Source organism: Salipiger sp. H15 (assembly GCF_040409955.1).
GTDB lineage: Bacteria > Pseudomonadota > Alphaproteobacteria > Rhodobacterales > Rhodobacteraceae > Salipiger.
This window is the reverse complement of record NZ_CP123384.1, coordinates 1,470,001-1,493,001: the sequence shown is the minus strand read 5'-3', so window position 1 is coordinate 1,493,001 and position 23,001 is coordinate 1,470,001. Positions and strand designations below refer to the sequence as shown.

Below are 23,001 nucleotides of genomic sequence, written 5' to 3'. Positions count from 1 at the left end.
ATCTTGACCGCTTTAGTTCTGTAGAATGCGGCGGGCGCACTTAGGCCTCCGCCGGATTGAGGCGCGTATAGGGGGAGTCGCAGGGCTTGTCAACATGGGCCGCCGGCTGCCCTGCCCCAGCCCGGTCCCTGCCCCGCCCCTTGCCAGCACGGGGGCGCGATGCCAACGATGAGGCGGACGAGTGACAGAGGTTTCCCCCCATGCAGATCATTGGCCTGTGCCGGTTTTCCTACCCCGCCGAGGGGGGCTTCCAGGTCGAGCACGAGAGCCTCGCCGCACGCATTGCCTACCTCTACGCGCCGGCGCGGATGGAGGAAAGACTGCGCCACTTCGAATGCATCTGCCTGCCCGGGCTGAAGGCCCAGACCGATCCCGACTTCATCTTCCTCGTGCTGGTCGGCGACGCCATGCCCCTGCCCTATCTCGCGCGGCTGCAGGAGCTTCTCGCGGACTTCCCGCAGGCGCGGATCGTCAGCCGCCCGCCCGGCCCGCACCGGCAGGTCTGCCAGGAGGTGATCAACGCCGCCCGCGACCTTGCCCTGCCCTGCCTCGAGTTCCGCCATGACGACGACGACGCGGTGGCGGTGACGTTCGTCGAGGAACTCCGGGCCGCCGCGCTCGACATCTCGGCGCTGCGCGCGCGGCACCGGTTGGTGGCGCTCGACTGGAACCGCGGCTACGTGGCGCGTCCCGATGCCGCAGGGCTCTGCGCCGAGCCTTCCGTGACCCCCTTCTGGGGCGTCGCACAGGCGGTGGCCGTCGCGCCCGGCGTGCGCCAGAGCAACATGAACTTCGGCCACGCGAAGCTGATCGAGTTCATGCCCACGCTCAGCTTCACCGACCGGCCGATGTATCTGCGCGGCCACAACGACCACAACGATTCACGCCAGAAGAAACACGTGAAGCCGGTCGAGCTGCCGCGGCTCGATGCCGCGGGCGAGGCCGAGATGAAGCGGCTCTTCGCGATCGACGCCGATCACGTCCGCCGGGTCTTCGCGGGGGTCGCCGCCAGCTGATCGCGCACGCCGCGCCGCCGCAGCTGCCGCTCGCGCCAGAGGGTGAAGCTGCCCATGGCGACGATCACGGCCGCGCCGAGCAGCGTCATCGGCTGCGGCACCTCGCCCCAGAACACCAGCCCCAGCAGCAGAGCCCAGAGCAGGCCGGTGTAGCGGAACGGCGCGATGAAGCCGACCTCGCCGATGCGCATGACCATCACGCTCAGCGTATAGCCCGCCATGACCAGCAGCGCCGTGCCCAGCATCAGCACCGAGAGCCGCGCGTCGAGCGGCTGCCAGTCCTCGCCCAGCGACAGCACCGCCGCCATGAGCGTCACCAGCACCGAGGAGGAGAGCGTCACCTGCATGCTTGGCAGCTGCTTCGAGAAGCGCCGCGTCGTCAGGTCGCGCAGCGTGACCGCGACCACCGTCAGCAGCGCGTAGACCGAGTAGGTGTTGAACCCCTCGGTGCCCGGCCGGACGATCAGCAGCATGCCGCAGAACCCGCCTGCGATCGCCAGCCAGCGCCGCCAGCCGACCGGCTCGCCGAAGAAGACCGCGCTGCCCAGCGTCACCGTCAGCGGCACCATCTGCAGGAGCGCCGTGGCATTGGCCAGCGGCATGTTGCGCAGCGCCGTCAGGAAGAAATAGGCCGAGCCGCATTCCGCGATCCCGCGCAGCAGCATGAGCGCGGCGTCGCGGCCGCCGGGCCGGTGGCGCAGCGCGCCGAGCCGAAGCGCGAGCCCGGCGATGAACAGGCTCGCGACGAGCCCGCGCAGGACGAGCACCTGTGACAGCGGCAGATCGGAGCCGATCTCCTTCACACAGGCGTCGCTGAAGGTGAAAGCGGCCATGTTCCCGATCATCAGGAGCATGCCGCGGCCATTGTCGGACAAGCGCGTCATGGGCAGATCGCTAGCACCCCCGGCGCGCCGCCACCATCCTCAAAACGCGCGCCTTTTGTGCAAGTCCGCCCGCCCCTTCTTCTCTTTCCAAATACGCCGGGGGGTGAGGCCGCAGGCCGAGGGGGGCAGCGCCCCCCTGCCCCGCCGGCCAGAGAGAACCGCCAAACGAAAGGCGGCCCCCCCCCCGAGTGTGCGGGGGCCCGAAGCTTTTCGCCGTTCGGCGCGCGATTACTCGCGGCTTTCCGGCGTGTCCACGACCAGGGTGTCGAACTCGTCGCCACCGATCACGTCGCTCGACGACATGTCCGGAGCGGCCAGGAGCGCGGCCTGTTCGGCCTCCTCGCGGCGCACTTCGATCACCTTGTTGTCGCGCTCGGTCGCGATGCGACGGACCCGCTGGGTCGCGCCACCGGTGCCCGCCGGGATCAGGCGGCCCACGATGACGTTCTCCTTGAGGCCGACCAGCTTGTCCTTCTTGCCCTGCACCGAAGCCTCGGTGAGGACGCGGGTGGTCTCCTGGAAGGAAGCCGCCGAGATGAACGAACGGGTCTGCAGCGACGCCTTGGTGATCCCGAGAAGGATCGGCTCGCCGGTGGCCGGACGGCCGCCCTTCTTGAGGACCTTCTCGTTGACCGCGTCGAACTCCGCCTTGTCCACGTGCTCGCCCTTGAGCAGCGTGGTGTCGCCGGAGTCGTGGATTTCCCACTTCTGCAGCATCTGGCGGACGATGACCTCGACGTGCTTGTCGTTGATCTTCACGCCCTGCAGTCGATACACGTCCTGGACTTCGTCGATCATGTAGTTCGCCAGAGCCTCGACACCCATGATGGCCAGGATGTCATGCGGCGCTGGGTTGCCGTCCATGATGTAGTCGCCCTTCTGGACGTAATCGCCCTCGACCACGGGAATGTGCTTGCCCTTGGGGATCATGTATTCCTTGGGCTCGAGCGTGTCGTCGACCGGCTCGATCGTGATGCGGCGCTTGTTCTTGTAGTCCTTGCCGAAGCGCACGTAGCCGTCGATCTCGGCGATGATGGCGTGGTCCTTCGGACGACGCGCCTCGAAGAGTTCGGCCACACGCGGCAGACCGCCGGTGATGTCCTTCGTCTTCGCGCCCTCGCGCGGGATACGCGCAAGAACGTCACCGGCCTTGATCTCCTGACCTTCTTCACAGGACAGGATGGCGTCCACCGACATCGGGTAGGTCAGCGGGTTGCCGGCCGCGTTGCGCACGGGCTCGCCGTCGGCATCCATCAGGATGATCTCGGGCTTGAGCTCGTTGCCCTTCGGTGCCGCACGCCAGTCGATCACGATCTTCTGGGTCATGCCGGTCGCTTCGTCGGTCTCGTCGCGGACGGCCACACCAGCGGTGAGGTCGACGTGCTTCGCGACACCGTCCGCCTCGGCGAGGATCGGCAGGGTGTAGGGGTCCCACTCGAAGAGCTTGTCGCCGCGCTTGACCGACTGGCCTTCCTTGACGAACAGCTTGGTGCCGTAGCCGAGCTTGTGGCTCGCACGTTCCTTGCCGTCCTCGCCCATGATCCGCAGCTTCATGTTGCGGCCCATGACGAGGGTTTCGCCGATGGAGTTCTCGAGGGTCGAGGTGTTCTCGAACTCGATCACGCCTTCCTGCGACGCTTCCTGGAACGACTGCTGGCCACCCTGGGCAACGCCGCCGATGTGGAAGGTCCGCATCGTCAGCTGCGTGCCGGGTTCACCGATCGACTGCGCGGCGATGATGCCGACAGCCTCGCCGGTGTTGACCATGGTGCCTCGTGCGAGGTCACGGCCATAGCACATGGCGCAGACGCCCTCTTCGGCCTCGCAGGTCAGCGGCGAGCGGATGCGGGTCGACTGCACCGCAGCCTCGTCGATGGCGTCGGACATGCGCTCGTCGATGAGCTGGCCGGCGCGCACGATGATCTCGCCCGTGACGGGGTGCGGAATGTCATCCGCCGCGACACGGCCCAGGACGCGCTCGGCGAGCGAGGCGACGACTTCACCATCGTTGACAGCCGCTTCCGCGGTGATCGCGCGGTCGGTGCCGCAGTCGTGCGAGCGCACGATGCAGTCCTGCGCCACGTCCACCAGACGGCGGGTCAGGTAACCCGAGTTTGCCGTCTTCAGAGCGGTATCCGACAGACCCTTACGGGCACCGTGGGTCGAGTTGAAGTACTCGAGAACGGTCAGGCCTTCCTTGAAGTTCGAGATGATCGGGGTCTCGATGATGTCGCCGTTCGGCTTCGCCATCAGGCCGCGCATCCCGCCCAGCTGCTTCATCTGGGTGACCGAGCCACGCGCACCGGAGTGGGCCATCATGTACACCGAGTTCGGTTCCATTTCCGACCCGTCCTCGGCGCGCTTGTTCGCCGAGATGGTGTTCATCATGGCGTCGGTGACCTTGTCGTTGCACTTCGACCAGGCGTCCACGACCTTGTTGTACTTCTCGCCCTGGGTAATCAGGCCGTCGAGGTACTGCTGCTCGAAATCCTTCACCTGGTCACGAGTTTCCTCGACCAGCGTCCACTTGCTGTCCGGGATCACCATGTCGTCCTTGCCGAACGAGATGCCGGCGCGGAACGCTTCCTTGAAGCCCATCGCCATGATCTGGTCGCAGAAGATGACCGACTCTTTCTGGCCGCAGTAGCGGTAGACGGTGTCGATGACCTTCTGAACGTCCTTCTTGCGAAGCAGCGTGTTGACGAGATCGAACGGAGCCTTGGCGTTCATCGGCAGCAGCGCGCCGAGGCGCACGCGGCCCGGGGTCGTCTCGTAACGCTTGACGACCTCGTTGCCCTCTTCGTCGATCTGCTTCACGCGGCATTCGATCTTGGCGTGCAGGTGCACTTCGCCAGCCGTCAGGGCGTGCTCGACCTCTTCGATGTTGGAGAACTTCATCCCCTCGCCCTTCATGCCTTCACGCATGATGGTCGTGTAGTAGAGGCCGAGGATCATGTCCTGCGACGGCACGATGATCGGGCTGCCGTTTGCGGGCGACAGCACGTTGTTCGTGGACATCATCAGGACGCGCGCCTCGAGCTGCGCTTCGAGCGACAGCGGCACGTGGACGGCCATCTGGTCACCGTCGAAGTCGGCGTTGAACGCCGAGCAGACGAGCGGGTGCAGCTGGATGGCCTTGCCTTCGATCAGCTGGGGTTCGAACGCCTGGATCCCCAGACGGTGCAGCGTCGGCGCGCGGTTCAGCAGAACCGGGTGCTCGCGGATCACCTCGTCGAGGATGTCCCAGACTTCCGGACGCTCTTTTTCAACCAGCTTCTTCGCCTGCTTCACGGTGCTGGACAGGCCCTTGGCCTCCAGGCGCGAGTAGATGAAGGGCTTGAAGAGTTCGAGCGCCATCTTCTTCGGCAGGCCGCACTGGTGCAGCTTGAGTTCCGGGCCGGTCACGATGACCGAACGGCCCGAGAAGTCGACGCGCTTGCCGAGAAGGTTCTGACGGAAGCGGCCCTGCTTGCCCTTGAGCATGTCGGACAGCGACTTCAGCGGACGCTTGTTGGCGCCGGTGATGACGCGGCCGCGGCGGCCGTTGTCGAAGAGGGCGTCGACGGCTTCCTGCAGCATCCGCTTTTCGTTCCGGACGATGATGTCCGGAGCGCGCAGCTCGATCAGGCGCTTGAGGCGGTTGTTCCGGTTGATCACGCGGCGGTACAGATCGTTGAGATCCGAAGTCGCGAAACGGCCACCGTCGAGCGGCACCAGCGGGCGCAGTTCGGGCGGGATGACCGGGATCACGGTGAGGATCATCCACTCGGGGCGGTTGCCCGACTCGAGGAAGGATTCCACGACCTTGAGGCGCTTGATGATCTTCTTGGGCTTCAGCTCGCCGGTGGCTTCCTTGAGGTCCGCACGCAGCTGCTCGGCCTCGGCCTCGAGGTCGATGGCTGCGAGCATCTCGCGGATGGCCTCGGCGCCGATGTTGGCGCTGAACGCGTCTGCGCCGTACTGGTCCTGTGCGTCGAGGAACTCGTCCTCGGTCAGCATCTGGCCGTAGGTCAGGTCGGTCAGGCCGGGCTCGATCACCACGTAGTTTTCGAAGTACAGCACGCGCTCGAGGTCACGCAGCGTCATGTCCAGCATGAGGCCGATGCGCGAGGGCAGCGACTTCAGGAACCAGATGTGCGCGCAGGGAGCTGCGAGCTCGATGTGGCCCATGCGCTCGCGGCGCACTTTCTGGAGGGTGACTTCGACGCCGCACTTCTCGCAGACGACGCCGCGGTACTTCATGCGCTTGTACTTGCCGCACAGGCACTCGTAGTCCTTGATCGGGCCGAAGATGCGCGCGCAGAAGAGGCCGTCACGCTCGGGCTTGAACGTGCGGTAGTTGATCGTCTCGGGCTTCTTGATCTCGCCGTAGGACCACGAGAGGATCCGCTCGGGCGACGCCAGCGACACCTTGATCTCGTCGAAGACCTTGGGCGGAGTCAGCGGGTTGAACGGGTTGTTCGTCAGTTCCTGGTTCATGTCGTCTTCCTAAATGACAGGGCTTGGAGAGGGGAGCCGCGCGGGATTTTCGCCCCGCGCGGTGGTCGGATGGACCGTTATTCCCCGTCCTCCGCGTCCAGGAGTTCCATGTTCAGGCCGAGGCCGCGGACTTCCTTCACGAGCACGTTGAAGCTCTCGGGAACGCCCGCCTCGTAGTTGTCCTCGCCCTTGACGATGCTTTCGTAGACCTTCGTCCGGCCCGCCACGTCGTCCGACTTCACGGTCAGCATTTCCTGCAGGGTGTAGGCGGCGCCGTAGGCTTCCAGAGCCCAGACCTCCATCTCCCCGAAACGCTGGCCACCGAACTGCGCCTTACCACCCAGCGGCTGCTGGGTAACGAGCGAGTACGGGCCGGTCGAACGCGCGTGGATCTTGTCGTCGACAAGGTGGTGCAGCTTGAGCATGTACTTCACGCCCACCGTCACCTTCCGCGCGAACTGGTCGCCGGTGCGGCCGTCGAACAGCACGGACTGGCCGGACTGGTCGATGCCCGCGCGCTCCAGCGCGTCGTTCACGTCGGCTTCCTTGGCGCCGTCGAAGACCGGGGTCGCGATCGGAACACCGCGGGTCACGTTCGAGGCGGCTTCGATGAGCTCGATCTCGTCCATGCCCTCGATCCCCTCGGCGTAGACCTCGGCACCGTAGGCGTGGCGCATGGCCTCGCGCACCGGCGTCAGGTCGCCCGAGCGGCGGTATTCCTGCAGGCCTTCCTCGATCTGGATGCCGAGGCCGCGTGCGGCCCAGCCCATGTGCGTCTCGAGGATCTGACCGACGTTCATACGCGACGGCACACCCAGCGGGTTGAGGCAGAAGTCGACCGGGGTACCGTCGGCGAGGAACGGCATGTCCTCGATCGGCACCACGCGCGACACCACGCCCTTGTTCCCGTGACGGCCGGCCATCTTGTCGCCCGGCTGCAGCTTGCGCTTCACCGCGACGAAGACCTTGACCATCTTCATCACGCCCGGCGGCAGGTCGTCGCCACGGCGGACCTTCTCGACCTTGTCCTCGAAGCGGGCATCGAGGGCGCGCTTCTGCGCCTCGTACTGCTCGTGCAGGGCCTCGACGATCTGCGCGTCGGCTTCCTCGGCGAGCGCGAGCTGCCACCACTGGCCGCGGCTCAGGCTTTCCAGAAGCTCGTCGTCGATCTGTGCGTTCGGACGGACGCCTTTCGGGCCCTTCACCGCGGTCTTGCCGAAGATCAGGTCCTTGAGACGCGCGTAGATGTTGCGGTCGAGGATCGCGAGTTCGTCGTCCCGGTCACGGGCCAGACGTTCGACTTCCTCGCGCTCGATCTGCAGCGCACGTTCGTCCTTTTCCACGCCGTGGCGGTTGAAGACGCGAACTTCCACGACGGTGCCGTAGTCGCCCGGCTTCACGCGCAGCGAGGTGTCGCGCACGTCCGAGGCCTTTTCGCCGAAGATGGCGCGGAGGAGTTTCTCTTCCGGCGTCATCGGGCTTTCGCCCTTCGGAGTGATCTTGCCCACGAGGATGTCGCCCGGCTCCACGTCCGCACCGATATACACGATACCGGCTTCGTCGAGGTTGCGCAGGGCTTCCTCGCCGACGTTGGGAATGTCGCGGGTGATCTCTTCCGGCCCGAGCTTGGTGTCGCGGGCGGCGACTTCGAATTCCTCGATGTGGATCGAGGTGTAGACGTCGTCACGCGCGATGCGCTCGGAGATGAGGATCGAGTCTTCGTAGTTGTAGCCGTTCCAGGGCATGAAGGCGACGATGATGTTCTTGCCGAGCGCCAGTTCACCGATGTCGGTGGACGGACCGTCCGCAATCACTTCGCCCTTGCCGACCCGGTCACCCACCTTCACCAGCGGACGCTGGTTGATGCAGGTGTTCTGGTTCGAACGCTGGAACTTGCGCATGCGGTAGATGTCCACGCCCGGATCGCCCGGCTCGAGGTCATCGGTCGCACGGATCACGATACGCTGCGCATCGACCTGGTCGATGACGCCGCCACGCTTGGCCATGATCGCCGCGCCGGAGTCGCGTGCCACGACGCCCTCGATCCCGGTGCCGACCAGCGGCGCCTCGGATTTCAGGACGGGCACGGCCTGACGCTGCATGTTCGCGCCCATCAGTGCGCGGTTGGCGTCGTCGTTTTCCAGGAACGGGATGAGCGAGGCACCGACCGAGACCAGCTGCTTCGGCGAGACGTCGATCAGGTCGACGCTTTCGCGCGGCGCGAGCGTGTAGTCACCGGACTGGCGGGTCGAGACGAGGTCGTTCACGAAACGGCCTTCCTCGTCCAGCGTCGCGTTGGCCTGCGCCACGGTGTGACGCATTTCCTCGGTCGCCGACATGTACTGGACCTCGTCGGTCACCTTCGCATCGATGACTTTCCGATACGGGGTCTCGATGAAGCCGTACTTGTTGACGCGGGCGAAGGTGGCCAGCGAGTTGATCAGACCGATGTTCGGGCCTTCCGGCGTCTCGATCGGGCACATCCGGCCATAGTGGGTCGGGTGCACGTCGCGGACTTCGAAGCCGGCGCGCTCGCGGGTCAGACCGCCCGGCCCGAGGGCCGACAGGCGACGCTTGTGCGTCACTTCGGAAAGCGGGTTGGTCTGGTCCATGAACTGCGACAGCTGCGACGAGCCGAAGAACTCGCGCACGGCGGCAGCCGCGGGCTTCGCGTTGATCAGGTCCTGCGGCATGACGGTGTCGATCTCGACCGACGACATGCGTTCCTTGATCGCGCGCTCCATGCGGAGCAGGCCGACGCGGTACTGGTTTTCCATCAGTTCGCCGACGGAACGGACGCGACGGTTGCCGAGGTGGTCGATGTCGTCCACTTCGCCCTTGCCGTCACGCAGCTCGACCAGCGCCTTGATGCACTTGACGATATCGTCGCGGTCCAGCGTGCGCTGGGTGTCCGGCTTGCTCAGCGCAAGGCGCATGTTCATCTTCACGCGACCCACGGCCGAGAGGTCGTAGCGCTCGGAATCGAAGAACAGCGTGTCGAACAGCGACGAGGCGGCCTCGACGGTCGGCGGCTCGCCCGGGCGCATGACGCGGTAGATGTCCATGAGCGCGCTGTTGCGGTCCATGTTCTTGTCCTGCGCCATCGTGTTGCGCATGTAGGCGCCGACGGTGATGTTGTCGATGTCGAGAACGGGAATCTCGGTGATGCCCGCGTCGACCAGATCCTTCAGGGTGCCGCCGGTGACGTCACCGTCCTTGTCGACTTCCCAGGTCAGCTCGTCGCCGGCCTCGACGTAGATCGCGCCGGTGTCCTCGTTGATGATGTCCTTGGCGACGAACTTGCCGACGATCTGCTCGAAGGGCAGCAGCAGGTTCTTCACCTTGCCTTCGTCGATCAGGGCCTTCACCGCGCGCGGGGTCACCTTCTTGGTGGCCTCGGCGATGATCTCGCCGGTGTCCGCATCCACGAGGTCGTAGGTCGGGCGCGTGCCGCGCACCCGCTCGGGGAAGAACTTGGTCACCCAGCCTTCGCCACGACGCAGCGTGTAGTTCACGGTGTCGTAGTAGGAATCCATGATGGCTTCCTGGTCGAGACCCAGCGCATAGAGCAGGGTCGTGACCGGAAGCTTCCGACGGCGGTCGATACGCGCGAAGACGATGTCCTTGGCGTCGAATTCGAAATCGAGCCAGGAGCCGCGGTAGGGAATGATGCGGCAGGCGAAGAGCAGCTTGCCCGAGCTGTGGGTCTTGCCTTTGTCATGGTCGAAGAAGACGCCCGGCGAGCGGTGCATCTGGGACACGATCACGCGTTCGGTGCCGTTCACGATGAACGTACCGTTCGGGGTCATCAGGGGCATGTCGCCCATGAAGACGTCCTGTTCCTTGATGTCCTTCACCGACTTGGCGCCGGTATCCTCGTCGATATCGAACACGATGAGACGCAGGGTGACCTTCAGCGGCGCGCTGTAGGTCATGTCGCGCTGCATGCACTCTTCGACGTCGTACTTCGGCTTCTCCAGCTCGTAGCCGACGAATTCCAGAACGGCGGTCTCGTTGAAATCCTTGATCGGGAAGACCGACTGGAAGACGCCCATGATGCCTTCGCCGTCGCTGGGCTGCAGCTGGTCGCCGGATTTCAGGAAGAGTTCGTAGGAGCTTTTCTGAACCTCGATGAGGTTCGGCATCTCCAGAACCTCACGAATTTTACCGTAATATCTGCGGAGACGTTTCTGGCCAAGAAAGCTTTGCGCCATAGGTCTGTTCACCTTTCGCTTCTCACTGGACGCGCGTGCTGTCGGGCACCAGCGGCACATCCATCCGAGACGGCAGTGTTCCGATCCATTCCTGGCCCCTGTCCCACCAGAAGCCTCCCGATCCTGGAACTCGCCTTAGAAAAGCCCCGTCAAATGGGCCTTGCTGAGACGGGTTCGGCTGGACCCGGATTTCTCCGGATCCAGCCAAATTTTGCGATCGTACCGGGCAAGCCCGGGGGACGATTACTTGACTTCGATCTCGGCGCCAGCTTCTTCGAGCTGCTTCTTGATCGACTCGGCTTCGTCCTTCGACACGCCTTCTTTGACAGCCTTGCCGCCTGCTTCCACCAGCTCTTTGGCTTCTTTCAGGCCCAGGCCGGTGATGGCGCGGACTTCTTTGATCACGTTGATCTTCTTGTCGCCAGCCGACTTGAGGATCACGTCGAATTCGGTCTTCTCTTCCTCAGCTGCGGCTTCGCCACCAGCTGCCGGACCAGCGATCATCACTGCGCCGCCTGCTGCGGGCTCGATGCCGTACTCGTCCTTGAGGATGGTTTTCAGTTCTTGTGCTTCGAGCAGCGTGAGGTTCACGATTTGCTCAGCAAGTGCTTTCAGATCAGCCATTTTACGTATTCCGTTTAGCTAGATGTGTTCCAACGTGCAGGTCTTCAACCCCACGAAGATCTGTTGGGTGCCGTTACGCAGCTTTCTCTTCGATGGTCGAGAGAATGGATGCGATGTTCGATGCAGGTGCGCCAATCGCGCCGGCGATGTTCGAAGCGGGTGCGCCGATGCAGCCGACGATGGAGGCAATGAGCTCCTCGCGCGACGGCATTTTCGACACGGCCTCGACACCGGCCCGGTCCAGAGCCGTTCCAGCCATTGCGCCGCCGAGGATCTCGAATTTCGAGTTTGCCTTGGCGAAGTCCTCGACCACCTTGGCAGCTGCCACGGGATCTTCGGAATAGGTCAGAACGGTCATGCCCTCGAGGTAGTCGGCGATGCTCTCGCAGCCGGTGCCTTTCAGGGCGATCTTGGCGAGCCTGTTCTTGGCGACGCGAACCGACGTGCCGGCCGCGCGGGCGCGGGCACGAAGATCCGTCATCTCGGCAACCGTGAGACCTTCGTAGCGGCTTACCACTACGACGCCAGAGCTTTCAAAGATCTGGCCGAGTTCCTCGACCACTTTCTCTTTCTGGGCTCTATCCACAGTTTCACTCCAAGTTATGGAGGGGATCGACCCCTCCGGCTCGTTCTGCCGGGTTTCCCCGGCCTCAAGGTCCGATCGGGTCGTCACATCGCGCCACCGGAACACATCGGCCCGGAACGTTATGTCTCTTCCCGTCTCAGGCAGGACTTACGGACATCGAGTCGTAAGACCGATCACCCACCCACCGTCTCGGACGAAATCGAGGGCTGCGACGAATCGTGCGCTGCCCTCGTCTGCTCCGCTTAAAGGGTTTTGCCGCCCTTGCCAAGGGCGCATGCGCCCATTTGCGGAGACGGGCATGTTAGCACCGACGAGAAAAGATGCAATCCGCCATCTCGGGCCCGGGTCGCGGCCCTGCCCGGAAGCTGCGGCGGTTGACGCCGCGCCGCCCGGCCTCTACATCCGGCACTGCCGAAAAACGTCAGGCCGGTTAGGTTAGCCCGGCCACCGCTTCATGCGGGAGCTAGTCGTTCCACGAACCCGCGGCGCCCCGTCACCCGGGGACCGTGGAGCGCTCGGGACCTTTCGGCCCTCCACGGCCCCCTGCCCTCGTGCACCGCCATGGAGCCCCACATGACCACTTCCCGTTCCACCCTGATCCTCGCGCAGCTCTTCATCTCGGGCAGCATGTCCTTCCTGATGACCGGCATCTTCGCCGCCGTGCCGCTCGGCTTCGCCAGCGGCTGGGCCGCGACCTGGATGCATCACTGGATCGCCGCCTGGCCCGTCGCCTTCGTGCTGTCGCTGATCGTCGGACCGCTCTGTTTCAAAGCCTCGTTCCTGGTGATGCGCAGCGCCGACCGCCTGCGCTGAGCCCCCCGGAAATGCAGAAGGCCCCGCCGTTTCCAGCGGGGCCTTCGCATTCGGATCGGATCAGATCACTCGGCGGTTGCCGAGACGACGTCCACCGACACGCCCGGGCCCATGGTCGAGCTGAGCGAGATCTTCTTCACGTAGGTGCCCTTGGCGCCGGTCGGCTTTGCCTTGGCAACCGCGCCGACGAAGGCACGGACGTTCTCGGCCAGCTTGTTGACGTCGAACGACGCCTTGCCAACGCCTGCGTGGATCACGCCGGCTTTTTCGACCCGGAACTGGACCTGGCCACCCTTGGCGTCCTTGACGGCCTGGGCGACATCCATGGTCACGGTGCCGACCTTGGGGTTCGGCATCAGGTTGCGCGGGCCGAGCACTTTGCCCAGACGGCCGACGATCGGCATCATGTCCGGGGTCGCGATGCAGCGGTCGAAGTCGATGGTGCCGCCCTGGATGATTTCCATCAGGTCTTCTGCACCAACGATGTCCGCGCCTGCGGCCTGGGCTTCGTCAGCCTTGGCGCCACGGGCGAAGACGGCGACGCGCACGGTCTTGCCGGTGCCGTTCGGCAGGCCGACAACGCCGCGGACCATCTGGTCTGCGTGGCGCGGGTCGACGCCGAGGTTCATCGCGATCTCGACGGTCTCGTCGAACTTGGCCGATGCGTTTGCCTTGATCAGGGCGATCGCGTCTTCGACGCTCAGCTCTTCCTTGCCGACAAAGGCTTCACGGGCGGCGCGGGTGCGTTTACCGAGTTTTGCCATCTTACTTAACCTCGATGCCCATGGACTTGGCCGAGCCAAGGATGATCTGCATTGCCTGTTCGACGTCGTTTGCCGACAGGTCCTTCATCTTCGCTTCGGCGATCTCACGGACCTGGGCGACGGTGACGGTTGCAATGGTCTCACGTCCGGGCTTCTCGGCGCCGCGCGGACGGTTGCGCTTGCCGACGGGCTTCAGACCGGCAGCCTTCTTCAGGTAGTAAGACGCGGGGGGCGTCTTGATGTCCATGGTGAAGGACTTGTCCTGATAGTAGGTGATGACGGTCGGGCAGGGTGCACCAACTTCCATGTCCTGCGTCTTGGCATTGAACGCCTTGCAGAATTCCATGATGTTGATGCCGCGCTGACCCAGGGCGGGGCCCACGGGCGGCGACGGGTTGGCTTTGCCTGCAGGGATCTGCAGCTTCATCTTGCCAGCGAGTTTCTTGGCCATCTGGCCTCTCCTTTATCCAAATCCTCACGGACGCGTCCGCAAGGGATTGCTTGGCGTGGTGTGGTCCGGACAGCGCGCTGCCCTCGCCTCCCACCTGAAAGGCGGGGCAAGCCCCGCCGAGACGCTCAGATCTGTTTCGAGACCTGAGTGAATTCCAGCTCGACCGGGGTCTCCCGGCCGAAGATCGACACCGAGACGCGCAGGCGCTGGTTGTCGTCGTCGACACCCTCGACCATGCCGTCGAAGCCCTCGAACGGGCCGTCGTTGACCTTGACCTTCTCGCCCACCTCGAAGTGGATGAGGGTGCGCGGGGTCTCTTCGCCTTCCTGCACCCGGCCGAGGACAGCCTGAACTTCGGCGTCGCGCATCGGCATCGGGCGGCCCTGCGGGCCAAGGAAACCGGTCACCCGGTTGATCGAGTTGACCAGGTGGTAGCCCCGGTCGGACATTTCCATGTGCACCAGCACGTAGCCGGGCATGAAGCGGCGCTCGGTCGTGACCTTCTTGCCACGACGAATCTCGATGACCTCTTCGGTCGGAACGAGAACCTCGTCGATCTGGTCCTCAAGTCCCTGTTCGGCCACCGCTTGCCGGATCTGTTCCGCGATCTTCTTCTCGAAGTTCGACAGAACGCTCACCGAATACCACCGCTTCGCCATCTGGCCCCTCTTCGTTACCTTGACCGCCCGAAGGGGCCGTCCGTTCAGATGCGCGCCGTTCCGGCGTGCTGCCGTCTGGGCGCGGATGCGCCCCACCCCAAAAGAAAACCGGCGTGCAACCGAATCGCTGCACGCCCGCCATGGGAAAGTGGAGTGTGGACTACCCCCCCTGCGCCGTGATTTCAAGGCCGGGACCGCAAAGTCACCGACATCCGGCACCGGCGTGCGCCGGCGCCCTTTCCAACAGGCGCAAATATCCCGGGGGAGTCCGCCGAATGGCGGGCGGGGGCAAGGCCCCCATGCCGTGCGAGGACGGGCGCGCGGGCGCCCCTCCGGTCAGCCGAAGAAGGAGAGCAGGCCCTGCAGGCCGGTGCGGATCAGGATGTCGACCAGCGCGAAGAACACCGCCGTCAGCGTCGCCATGACGAAGACGGTGATCGTGGTCAGCACCACTTCGCGACGGGTCGGCCAGGCGATCTTGCCGATCTCGGACCGCGTCTGCTGAATGAACTGGAGCGGGTTGGTCATGCAGGTCTGCCTTGCGGGAATTCCTCGGTTGGCGGGTCGTATACGCGCACCCGCGGGCCGATACAAGCCGAGTCCGGGCAAAGCCGCCCCGCCGGGGATCACGCGCGACCTCGGAACATCAAGGAAAGCTGATCCGGCGCGACGTGACGTTACGGAACTTGTAGCTGTCCCAGACGTTTGCGCGCATCTGGCCCCCATTCCGGAGCCGTCAAGCACCAGCGCCACCCGGACACGGAAACTTGCCACCTCCACCGGGCGGAACGCGGCCCGGGCGCGCCGTGTTGTGAGGCCAGATGCGACACGCCATCCCGCGTCGTCGCTTCCTGGAACACCGAACCGGAGGATTTAACGATGAAACGTTTCATTGCCATCACCGCCCTCACCTCGGCCCTTGCCACCGGCGCCTTCGCGGCCAGCGAGGCTCAGACCGACCTGATCAACACCTACGCCCCCGACGTCGATGTCTCGGCGCTGAGCGAGCAGCAGTTGAACGATGCCTTCAGCGTGGCCAACAGCGGCGAGTCGGACACACTCAAGCGCTCCACCATCGAGTCCATCGCCATGACCGAGCGCGCGCCGAGCACCTTCTCGGCCGAGCAGCTGGCCCAGATCGAGGCCTACCTGCCGAGCGAGACCGTCATGATGATGACCGGCGAACAGCGCGCCGACGCGCTGGCGATGATCAACAGCGGCATGGATGACACCGAGCTGCGCGGCCTGCTGAATGCCATGGGCGAGAACATGGTCCCCGGCCTCACCCCCGCCGAGATCTCGCGCGTCGAGACGATCGCGCCGGAAGCCGACCTGACCGTCCTGAGCGCCGAGCAGGTGTCGCGCCTTCGCGCGCTGATCTACACCGACGAGAGCGACGGCCAGATCAAGGGCCGCGTGCTCGACATCGTGTCGTAACCACGCACCCCGGATGCCGGGCCGATCGGCCCGGACGACATCCAGGAAGGCGCCGGGTCCGCCCGGCGCCTTCCCGCGTCCAGGGAACCGGCAGCGCCGGCCTTTCCGGACACGCCGACCCGCAGAAGAGCACGGGGCAAGCAATTTTTGCTGACGGCTACCCGCCCCTGACGCATGATACGCCGCGATATCGCCGTCAGGTTGTGCGAGATGCGGCAGCAGGATTCGAACACGCCTATTGATCAGGGACCTATTGCTAAGCTCCACCTTCTCGGCCCGCTTTGCCTGCTGGACCGTGAGGGGCGGGACTGCACGCCCCAGAGCCAGCCGGCGCAGGCCCTGCTCGCCATGCTTGCGCTCGCGCCGCGCGGCACCATGCACCGCTCGCGCCTCCAAAGCCTGCTCTGGGCGCGCAAGGACGCGCACTATGCCTCGCAGAGCCTGCGCAGCGCCCTCTACGCGCTGCGGCGCGACCTGGGCGAGGTGCTGAAGGTTCCGGGCGAGGCGCTGGTGACCTCGGACAGCACCAACGTGACGCTGCGCCTCGACGATCTCTGGGTCGACGTCCGCGCGCTCGACGATCCCTCTGAGGCGCAGCAGCTGCGCGCGCATCTCGGCGCGGCGGTGCCGGACCTGCTCGAGGGGCTCGACCTGCGCTCGGCCGACGACGAGTTCGAGGACTGGCTGCGGGTGCAGCGCAGCCATTGGCGCGACCGGCTCGAGGCGCTCGACGCCCCTGCCCCGACGCGCCCCGCGATCCTCGCCGAAGCCCCGGTCGAGCCGCCGCGCCGAGGCTTCGTGATAGGCCTGCTTCCCTGCGCCGGCCAGCCGGCGGACAGCCTGCTGCGCTTTCAGGCCGACACGCTGCTCGAGCAGTTGATATTCGGCACCCAGCACCTCGTGGACGTCACGATCAACGACTTCCGCGAGACACCCGGCGGCTCGGGCGACGCGGACACGCTGCACAACCGTCCGGACATCTACCTGCGCATGGGCTGCAGCAGCTTCGGCGAGACCGCCGGCCTGCGGCTCGCTGCGCTGCGCGGGACGGACAACAGCCTGCTCTGGTCGCTCGCCTCGGAACCGATCGACAAGATGCAGATCAACGTCGAGAACGACCGGCTCGCGCGGTTCATCGGCGAGGGCATCGACCGGGTCTGCCACACGCTGATGTCCTTCGAGGAGAGCGCCCGGGGCGCGGTCATCTCGCCCTTTCACGCCATCGTCGAGATGTTCCGCCTCGACCACGGTGCGCTCGACGCGCTGAAGGCCGAGCTGCAGCGCGCCTACGGGCAGACCCGCAACACCAGCTACCTGAGCATCCTCGCCTACCTGAACACCTTCACCGTCGGCGAGCACTGGCAGAGCTTCTCGCCCGAGGTCGCCGAGGAGACCGCGGACCTGATCGCCCGCGTCGAGGCGGAGCAGCCCTGGAACGGCGTCGCCATGGCGCTGGCCGGTCACGCCAAGGGCTACGTGCTGCACGACATGCTGGGCGCCGAACTGCTGCTGCAGCGCGCCGTGGAGATCAACCCGTTCATGGCGATCAGCTGGGATCACCTGGCGCTGCACGCTCTATACACCGCGCGCTACGACCTGGCCTCCACCGCCTCGCGTCGGGCCGAGGCGCTGGGGCATTGCAGCCCCTTCGCCTTCACCTACGAGCAGACGCGCTGCATGATCGAGACGCTGGAGGGCCGCTTTGCCAATGCCAGCGCGCATGGGCTGCGCGTGCTGGCCCGCAGGCCCCGCTACGGTGCCGCGCTGCGCTATACCGCGATCAGCCTCGCGCACCTGGGGGAACTGGACCGGGCGCGCGATCTCATCAACCGGATCCGCGAAATGGACCCCGACTTCTCGCCGAATTGGGTGGACCGAAATCGCATGGCGGTGAATGATGAAACCGGACGGCTCATTTTGTCCGCCGGCTTGAAAAAGGCGATTTGCTGAAGTCATTGGAGGAGAGTCATGTCTTCATTCGGAAAGACGCTGCGAACGAGTTGGCTGCTGGCCGTGGGCGACAGTTTCGAGCTGACACGCCCCTCCACCACCGCGGCCCCTCCGCCCACCGGCGGCCCCGTCCTGACCGCGAATGCCGCCGGCAGCGGTGGCGCGTCCTCGGTGCTCAATCGGAACCGCAACAGGAACCGCAATCGCAACCGGAACAGAAACCGGAACCGGAACCGCAATCGCACCAATGTCGAAAACGGCAGCGCCTCCTATGAATACGGGGATATCCTGCTGCCGTGGCGCGAAATAGAGCGCCTGCACCAATTGCGCCAATACTGGATCGACCTGCCGATCGGCCGGCCTCCCGCCCTGTCGGTGCTGCATTCGCAGACGGTGAGCCTCTTGAAGAAACAGTCCCTGCGCAACGACGATGCCCATCGCGGCCGGCAGGAGGAAATCCTGCGGGAGGCCGAGCTGGAACTGTCGGGCTACGTGCGGCCGCTCGGGGTCGAGAACCTCTCTGGCTACGACAATACCACGGCGCTTTTCCTGATGGTGGCGCGGCTCGCCGAGGAGGTGGGGATGCGCTACAAGGAACGCTTCAACGTCCCCCGCCCGAGCGCGGTGGAACCGAGGCTGCGCCCCTTCATCCCGGTGCCCGCGCATGCCTCCTGGCCGTCGAACCACTCGCTGCAGTCCTTCTCCATCGCCTTCGTCTTCAGCCGCGTCCTGCCCGAGCACCCCGGCATCGTCGAGCTCTTCCGCAGCGCCCGCCGCATCGCCGAGAACCGCGAATGGGCGGGCATCCACTACCCGGCGGACACGAAATGCGGGCACGACCTGGCCCGGATGCTGACCCCGGTGCTGGAAGTGGTGCTCGAGGAACAGATGCTGCGCTCACGCGCGGAATGGCTCTGAGCGGAGGAGCGGACATGGCACGCATCACCCCTCCCGAAAGCACCCGCGGATCGGGCCGCTACGACGGCTACCACGCGCTCTGGCATCTCTTCACGCTTGGCCTCATCGACAGCGTCGCGACCTTCGACAGCGATGCATGGGGCGAGGCGGAGGACCGGGTGACGGCCGGCGGTCGGCGGACCCGCGTCGCGCTGATCGACGTCTCGGTCACGCCGGGTCACCCCAACCTCGACGGCGCCATCGCCTGGGACCTCGCGGTGGACTTCTTCTCCAGCCGGCTCGGCACCTTCCCCGAGCCAAACGGCAGTCGATTCAAGGACCTGCTCGCCGCCGCCAAGCCCATCGGCGACGCCCGCGCGAAGGCGCTCTTCACCGAACTGACCGCCCATCTCGCCAAGGAGGACGTCGCCGCCCGCGACGCCGCCGTCACCGCACAGCGCGTCTTCCCGGCGACCTCCGCCGCCTTTTCCGGACATGGCACGGCCATGGCGGGGCTGATCGGCGCGCGGCCCGTTCCCCCCGAGATGGTCCAGCTCGTCGGCACGACGGTGACGCCGCTGCCCAACGACGAGGACCTTCAGGTCGACAGCCCGCTTGCCGGCCACGGGCTGCCCTACATCGGCATCGACCCCACCTGCGAGATCGTCCCGATCTCGACCAGCTTCGATCCGGACCCCGAGCAGTTCCTCGCCGCGATGCTCTACGCGCATATCATCGACGCCGATCTCATCGTGCTGGCGCGCGACTTTCCCGACCCCTGGCGCAGCCCGCTGACCGGCGCGCTCGGCAAGGGCGGGACGGTGGACCCGGCCGAGCTCGCGCTGCTGCGCGAGACCCACCCGGTCACCGTCAGCCCCGAGGAGGAGACGCTCTGGGATTCGCTGCACGACCTCGTGCCGGCGATGTCGATGACCCGGCCGATCCTCTGTGCCAGCGGCAATGGCGGGGACACCACGATGCTCTACCCGGGCCTGCTCGCGAGCGACAGGAACGGCATCATCCTCGTGGGCGCGCACACCAGCCTCGGCACGCGGGCCGGCTATTCGAACATCGGAACGGACGCGCTGCCGATCACGCTCTATGCCCCCAGCGGCGACAGCGAGCGGCTCGACAGCGAGATCGTCCGGCTCGACCAGACCTCGCCCGATTTCCACGCCAACACCCATGCGCCGGGCACGCTCGAAGAGAGCGAGCCCTTCTCGGCGCTGGACGTGATCAGCACCGACGTGCCGGGCGCGGCGGGCTACAACGGCAGCCCCTTCCCCGAGATCCTGCCGGCCGAGAACACGCTGCCCGACTACCGCTCCTACTATTGCCGGTTCAGCGGCACCTCCGCCGCCACGGCCATCGCGTCGGGCGTGCTGGCGCTCGCGATGAGCACCGGGAAGGTCCCGCGCGGCGACGGGGTGGGCGCGAAGAAGAAGCTGCGTGGCAGTGCAGCGCCGACAAACGACGCGGCGGCGGAGCCGAAGCTGAACTGGGCCCGCATCTAGCCACCTCCCGCAGCCGGGCCCCTTGCCCAGGCTGCGGGCAAGATTGCCAGACCGCCGTGCCTTACCTAGGGTGAACGCGGGCAGACCGAGGAAGGGCGACGCCATGCGCGAGCGGAGTTTCGGCAAGACGATCAAGGACCTGCTGCTGGCGCTGCTGAACGCGACGCTGATCCTCGTGGCGCTCTGCCTGTTTCTCGCGCTGCAGCTCAGCCACCGCGTCGAGGAGATCACCGGCAGCTTCGCCCGCAACCTCGTCTCGCTCGATCCGCTGCGCACGGAGATCGGCACCATGACCTCGGAAGTGACGGGGCTGCGCGACGACGTCCGGGCCCTGCGCGAGGGCGGCAGCGAGATGACCACCGAGGCGGCGCGGAAGATCACCGCAAGGCTCGACGCCCTCGACGCGCGCCTCGGCACCGCCGCGCAGCGGATCGAGGTGCTGCTCGACAGTCCGGAACAACTCGTCGATCACGCGATCGACCGGGTCGCGGAGGAGGTGAAGCAAGGCCTCGGCGAACTGCGCGGCTGCACCCCCTCGCCCGCGCTGTCCTTGCTGCACCCGGAGGCGCTGGTCGCTCCGAGGTCTGCTGCCGCAGTGCCACGGACGGACCCCGATCAGGCAAAGGGTTAGGCAACTCTCTTTCGCTCGCAGCGCACGTGCGACGGAGAACGAATGTCCGAAGGTGACGCCGGCCATTCCCCGCGCCGGTCAACACACCCGTTTTGTGCCGCGTGATGGGAATGCCCAAAAACACGAAAGCCGCCCTAGGGGCGGCTGGTGGGGGGTTGGTTGCGGGAGCAGGATTTGAACCTGCGACCTTCAGGTTATGAGCCTGACGAGCTACCGGGCTGCTCCATCCCGCGACAGGGGAGATCGTTTTGAGAGATACGGGTTGTGTGGGCCTTGCTAGGTTTGGCGGTGACCTACTCTCCCACGTCTTGAGACGCAGTACCATTGGCGCGGCAGCACTTAACGGCCGGGTTCGGAATGGAGCCGGGTGTTTTGCTTGCGCTATGACCACCAAACCGAGAAAGACCCACTTGCTGCAGGCAGCAAGTGGGTCTGGTCGGCGGAAGCGACCTGCGAAGCAGGTTGCGGGCCGACACGTCTCACGTGCTGGATGCAGCGATTTCCAAGTCAAGTAAATGTAGGGGTTGTATGCTTTTGTCTGATCGGAACAGCCTTGCTGTTCCTGGATCGGATCAAGCCTATCGGGCCATTAGTACCGGTCAGCTGAATGCATTGCTGCACTTACACCTCCGGCCTATCGACGTGGTGGTCTTCCACGGCCCTCAGGGATACCTTGTTTTGAGGGGGGCTTCCCGCTTAGATGCCTTCAGCGGTTATCCTGTCCGATCATAGCTACCCAGCACTGCCGTTGGCACGACAACTGGTCCACCAGTGGATCGTTCACCCCGGTCCTCTCGTACTAGGGGCAACTCCTCTCAAGTATCCTACACCCACGGCAGATAGGGACCGAACTGTCTCACGACGTTCTAAACCCAGCTCACGTACCTCTTTAAATGGCGAACAGCCATACCCTTGGGACCTGCTCCAGCCCCAGGATGAGATGAGCCGACATCGAGGTGCCAAACACTGCCGTCGATATGGACTCTTGGGCAGTATCAGCCTGTTATCCCCGGCGTACCTTTTATCCGTTGAGCGATGGCCCTCCCACTTGGGACCACCGGATCACTATGGCCGTCTTTCGACTCTGCTCGACTTGTCAGTCTTGCAGTCAGGCTGGCTTCTGCCATTGCACTCAACGAGCGATTTCCGACCGCTCTGAGCCAACCTTCGCGCGCCTCCGTTACGCTTTAGGAGGCGACCGCCCCAGTCAAACTACCCGCCACACAGGGTCCCGGAACCGGATAACGGTCCGCGGTTAGACATCAAGCAATGCAAGGGTGGTATCTCAAGGGAGGCTCCACAGAAACTGGCGTTCTGCTTCGAAGCCTACCACCTATCCTGCACATGCATGGCCTGATGCCAGTGTGAAGCTGTAGTAAAGGTGCACGGGGTCTTTCCGTCTAACCGCGGGAAGCCTGCATCTTGACAGGCAATTCAATTTCGCTGAGTCGATGTTGGAGACAGCGGGGAAGTCGTTACGCCATTCGTGCAGGTCGGAACTTACCCGACAAGGAATTTCGCTACCTTAGGACCGTTATAGTTACGGCCGCCGTTTACCTGGGCTTCAATTCAGAGCTCTCACCCCTCCTTTTAACCTTCAGGCACCGGGCAGGCGTCAGACCCTATACGTCGTCTTGCGACTTCGCAGAGCCCTGTGTTTTTAGTAAACAGTCGCCACCCCTGGTTTGTGCCCCCAGCCAAAACTTGCGTTGAAACTGGGCCTCCTTCTCGCGAACTTACGGAGGTATTTTGCCGAGTTCCTTCAACATCGTTCTCTCAAGCGCCTTGGTATTCTCTACCAGTCCACCTGTGTCGGTTTAGGGTACGGTCTAAAAGTGGGGCTATTTCCAGGAACCGCTCAGCAGCCCTTCCAATCCGATAAGGAAGAACTACCCCTGCGATCCGTCACCACCACATGGCCCAGGAATATTGACCTGGTTCCCATCGACTACGCCTTTCGGCCTCGCCTTAGGGGCCGGCTTACCCTGCTCAGATTAGCTTTAAGCAGGAACCCTTGGACTTTCGGCGAGAGTGTCTCTCACACTCTTTGTCGCTACTCATGTCATCATTCTCGCTAGTGAT

16 protein-coding genes, 1 tRNA gene and 2 rRNA genes (1 of these 19 only partly in view) are annotated in these 23,001 nt (G+C 64.9%); 7 read left to right on the top strand and 12 right to left on the bottom strand.

Annotation, left to right across the window (positions count from 1 at the left end; all coding sequences use genetic code 11):
• Window positions 1-200: 200 nt before the first annotated feature.
• The gene (locus PVT71_RS07275; RefSeq protein ID WP_353471138.1) at window positions 201-1,016 is read left to right on the top strand and encodes a putative rhamnosyl transferase; all 816 of its coding nucleotides are present in this window, start codon (window positions 201-203) and stop codon (window positions 1,014-1,016) included.
• Here PVT71_RS07275 and PVT71_RS07270 read toward each other — a convergent pair.
• From PVT71_RS07270 to rplJ, 5 genes are all read right to left on the bottom strand, one after another.
• A complete protein-coding gene (locus PVT71_RS07270) occupies window positions 977-1,900 on the bottom strand; it encodes a DMT family transporter (protein ID WP_353471137.1) in 924 nt (307 codons plus the stop codon). The genes PVT71_RS07275 and PVT71_RS07270 overlap by 40 nt on opposite strands.
• 228 nt (window positions 1,901-2,128) lie before the next feature.
• Window positions 2,129-6,379, bottom strand: coding sequence for a DNA-directed RNA polymerase subunit beta' (gene rpoC, locus PVT71_RS07265; protein ID WP_353471136.1), 4,251 nt, complete (start codon window positions 6,377-6,379; stop codon window positions 2,129-2,131).
• A 77-nt stretch (window positions 6,380-6,456) separates the two neighbouring features.
• The gene (gene rpoB / locus PVT71_RS07260) at window positions 6,457-10,593 is read right to left on the bottom strand and encodes a DNA-directed RNA polymerase subunit beta (protein ID WP_353471135.1); all 4,137 of its coding nucleotides are present in this window, start codon (window positions 10,591-10,593) and stop codon (window positions 6,457-6,459) included.
• A gap of 243 nt (window positions 10,594-10,836) precedes the next feature.
• Window positions 10,837-11,217 (bottom strand): 50S ribosomal protein L7/L12, encoded by a 381-nt coding sequence (gene rplL, locus PVT71_RS07255; RefSeq protein WP_353471134.1) that lies wholly within the window; start codon window positions 11,215-11,217, stop codon window positions 10,837-10,839.
• 73 nt (window positions 11,218-11,290) lie between these two features.
• Window positions 11,291-11,803, bottom strand: a complete 513-nt coding sequence (rplJ, locus tag PVT71_RS07250) for a 50S ribosomal protein L10 (RefSeq protein ID WP_353471133.1) — start codon at window positions 11,801-11,803, stop codon at window positions 11,291-11,293.
• A 573-nt stretch (window positions 11,804-12,376) separates the two neighbouring features.
• On the opposite strand from rplJ, the gene PVT71_RS07245 reads away from it, so the two are divergent.
• Window positions 12,377-12,616 carry a DUF2798 domain-containing protein gene (locus PVT71_RS07245; protein ID WP_353471132.1) on the top strand — a complete coding sequence of 80 codons (240 nt, stop codon included), beginning with the start codon at window positions 12,377-12,379 and terminating at the stop codon, window positions 12,614-12,616.
• A gap of 65 nt (window positions 12,617-12,681) precedes the next feature.
• Here the strand turns inward: PVT71_RS07245 and rplA are convergent, their stop codons facing one another.
• The 4 genes from rplA to secE all read right to left on the bottom strand — a co-directional run bounded on the left by rplA (window position 12,682) and on the right by secE (window position 15,018).
• Window positions 12,682-13,380, bottom strand: a complete 699-nt coding sequence (rplA, locus tag PVT71_RS07240; protein ID WP_353471131.1) for a 50S ribosomal protein L1 — start codon at window positions 13,378-13,380, stop codon at window positions 12,682-12,684.
• Between the two features lies 1 nt (window position 13,381).
• Window positions 13,382-13,831: a 50S ribosomal protein L11 gene (gene rplK, locus PVT71_RS07235; protein WP_095880753.1), complete on the bottom strand. Its 450-nt coding sequence runs from the start codon at window positions 13,829-13,831 to the stop codon at window positions 13,382-13,384.
• Window positions 13,832-13,956: 125 nt separating this feature from the next.
• Window positions 13,957-14,490: a transcription termination/antitermination protein NusG gene (gene nusG, locus PVT71_RS07230; RefSeq protein ID WP_353471130.1), complete on the bottom strand. Its 534-nt coding sequence runs from the start codon at window positions 14,488-14,490 to the stop codon at window positions 13,957-13,959.
• 336 nt (window positions 14,491-14,826) lie between these two features.
• Window positions 14,827-15,018, bottom strand: coding sequence for a preprotein translocase subunit SecE (gene secE / locus PVT71_RS07225; RefSeq protein WP_353471129.1), 192 nt, complete (start codon window positions 15,016-15,018; stop codon window positions 14,827-14,829).
• 351 nt (window positions 15,019-15,369) lie between these two features.
• On the opposite strand from secE, the gene PVT71_RS07220 reads away from it, so the two are divergent.
• The 5 genes from PVT71_RS07220 to PVT71_RS07200 all read left to right on the top strand — a co-directional run bounded on the left by PVT71_RS07220 (window position 15,370) and on the right by PVT71_RS07200 (window position 20,919).
• Complete coding sequence (locus PVT71_RS07220; RefSeq protein WP_353471128.1) at window positions 15,370-15,927, top strand: hypothetical protein; 558 nt, start codon at window positions 15,370-15,372, stop codon at window positions 15,925-15,927.
• Window positions 15,928-16,275: 348 nt separating this feature from the next.
• Window positions 16,276-17,877 (top strand): hypothetical protein, encoded by a 1,602-nt coding sequence (locus PVT71_RS07215; RefSeq protein WP_353471127.1) that lies wholly within the window; start codon window positions 16,276-16,278, stop codon window positions 17,875-17,877.
• A gap of 18 nt (window positions 17,878-17,895) precedes the next feature.
• Window positions 17,896-18,795: a hypothetical protein gene (locus PVT71_RS07210; protein ID WP_353471126.1), complete on the top strand. Its 900-nt coding sequence runs from the start codon at window positions 17,896-17,898 to the stop codon at window positions 18,793-18,795.
• A 14-nt stretch (window positions 18,796-18,809) separates the two neighbouring features.
• Window positions 18,810-20,288, top strand: coding sequence for a S8 family serine peptidase (locus PVT71_RS07205; protein ID WP_353471125.1), 1,479 nt, complete (start codon window positions 18,810-18,812; stop codon window positions 20,286-20,288).
• 103 nt (window positions 20,289-20,391) lie between these two features.
• Window positions 20,392-20,919 (top strand): hypothetical protein, encoded by a 528-nt coding sequence (locus PVT71_RS07200; RefSeq protein WP_353471124.1) that lies wholly within the window; start codon window positions 20,392-20,394, stop codon window positions 20,917-20,919.
• A 156-nt stretch (window positions 20,920-21,075) separates the two neighbouring features.
• On the opposite strand, the gene PVT71_RS07195 is transcribed toward PVT71_RS07200, so the two are convergent.
• The 3 genes from PVT71_RS07195 to PVT71_RS07185 all read right to left on the bottom strand — a co-directional run.
• Window positions 21,076-21,152: transfer RNA gene (locus PVT71_RS07195), tRNA-Met, on the bottom strand.
• A gap of 47 nt (window positions 21,153-21,199) precedes the next feature.
• Window positions 21,200-21,314 (bottom strand): 5S ribosomal RNA (gene rrf, locus PVT71_RS07190).
• Between the two features lie 173 nt (window positions 21,315-21,487).
• Window positions 21,488-23,001: ribosomal RNA gene (locus PVT71_RS07185) — 23S ribosomal RNA — on the bottom strand (it continues 1,314 nt past the right edge of the window).

What these genes read in the sequence shown, in the direction of transcription:
- rplK (WP_095880753.1), bottom strand. Translation starts at nt 13,831, where the DNA reads ATGGCCAAGAAACTCGCTGGCAAGATGAAGCTGCAGATCCCTGCAGGC.
- PVT71_RS07220 (WP_353471128.1), top strand. Translation starts at nt 15,370, where the DNA reads ATGAAACGTTTCATTGCCATCACCGCCCTCACCTCGGCCCTTGCCACC.
- PVT71_RS07200 (WP_353471124.1), top strand. Translation starts at nt 20,392, where the DNA reads ATGCGCGAGCGGAGTTTCGGCAAGACGATCAAGGACCTGCTGCTGGCG.
- rpoB (WP_353471135.1), bottom strand. Translation starts at nt 10,593, where the DNA reads ATGGCGCAAAGCTTTCTTGGCCAGAAACGTCTCCGCAGATATTACGGT.
- PVT71_RS07210 (WP_353471126.1), top strand. Translation starts at nt 17,896, where the DNA reads ATGTCTTCATTCGGAAAGACGCTGCGAACGAGTTGGCTGCTGGCCGTG.
- PVT71_RS07215 (WP_353471127.1), top strand. Translation starts at nt 16,276, where the DNA reads ATGCTTGCGCTCGCGCCGCGCGGCACCATGCACCGCTCGCGCCTCCAA.
- PVT71_RS07205 (WP_353471125.1), top strand. Translation starts at nt 18,810, where the DNA reads ATGGCACGCATCACCCCTCCCGAAAGCACCCGCGGATCGGGCCGCTAC.
- rpoC (WP_353471136.1), bottom strand. Translation starts at nt 6,379, where the DNA reads ATGAACCAGGAACTGACGAACAACCCGTTCAACCCGCTGACTCCGCCC.
- PVT71_RS07270 (WP_353471137.1), bottom strand. Translation starts at nt 1,900, where the DNA reads ATGACGCGCTTGTCCGACAATGGCCGCGGCATGCTCCTGATGATCGGG.
- rplL (WP_353471134.1), bottom strand. Translation starts at nt 11,217, where the DNA reads ATGGCTGATCTGAAAGCACTTGCTGAGCAAATCGTGAACCTCACGCTG.
- nusG (WP_353471130.1), bottom strand. Translation starts at nt 14,490, where the DNA reads ATGGCGAAGCGGTGGTATTCGGTGAGCGTTCTGTCGAACTTCGAGAAG.
- PVT71_RS07245 (WP_353471132.1), top strand. Translation starts at nt 12,377, where the DNA reads ATGACCACTTCCCGTTCCACCCTGATCCTCGCGCAGCTCTTCATCTCG.
- rplA (WP_353471131.1), bottom strand. Translation starts at nt 13,380, where the DNA reads ATGGCAAAACTCGGTAAACGCACCCGCGCCGCCCGTGAAGCCTTTGTC.
- PVT71_RS07275 (WP_353471138.1), top strand. Translation starts at nt 201, where the DNA reads ATGCAGATCATTGGCCTGTGCCGGTTTTCCTACCCCGCCGAGGGGGGC.
- secE (WP_353471129.1), bottom strand. Translation starts at nt 15,018, where the DNA reads ATGACCAACCCGCTCCAGTTCATTCAGCAGACGCGGTCCGAGATCGGC.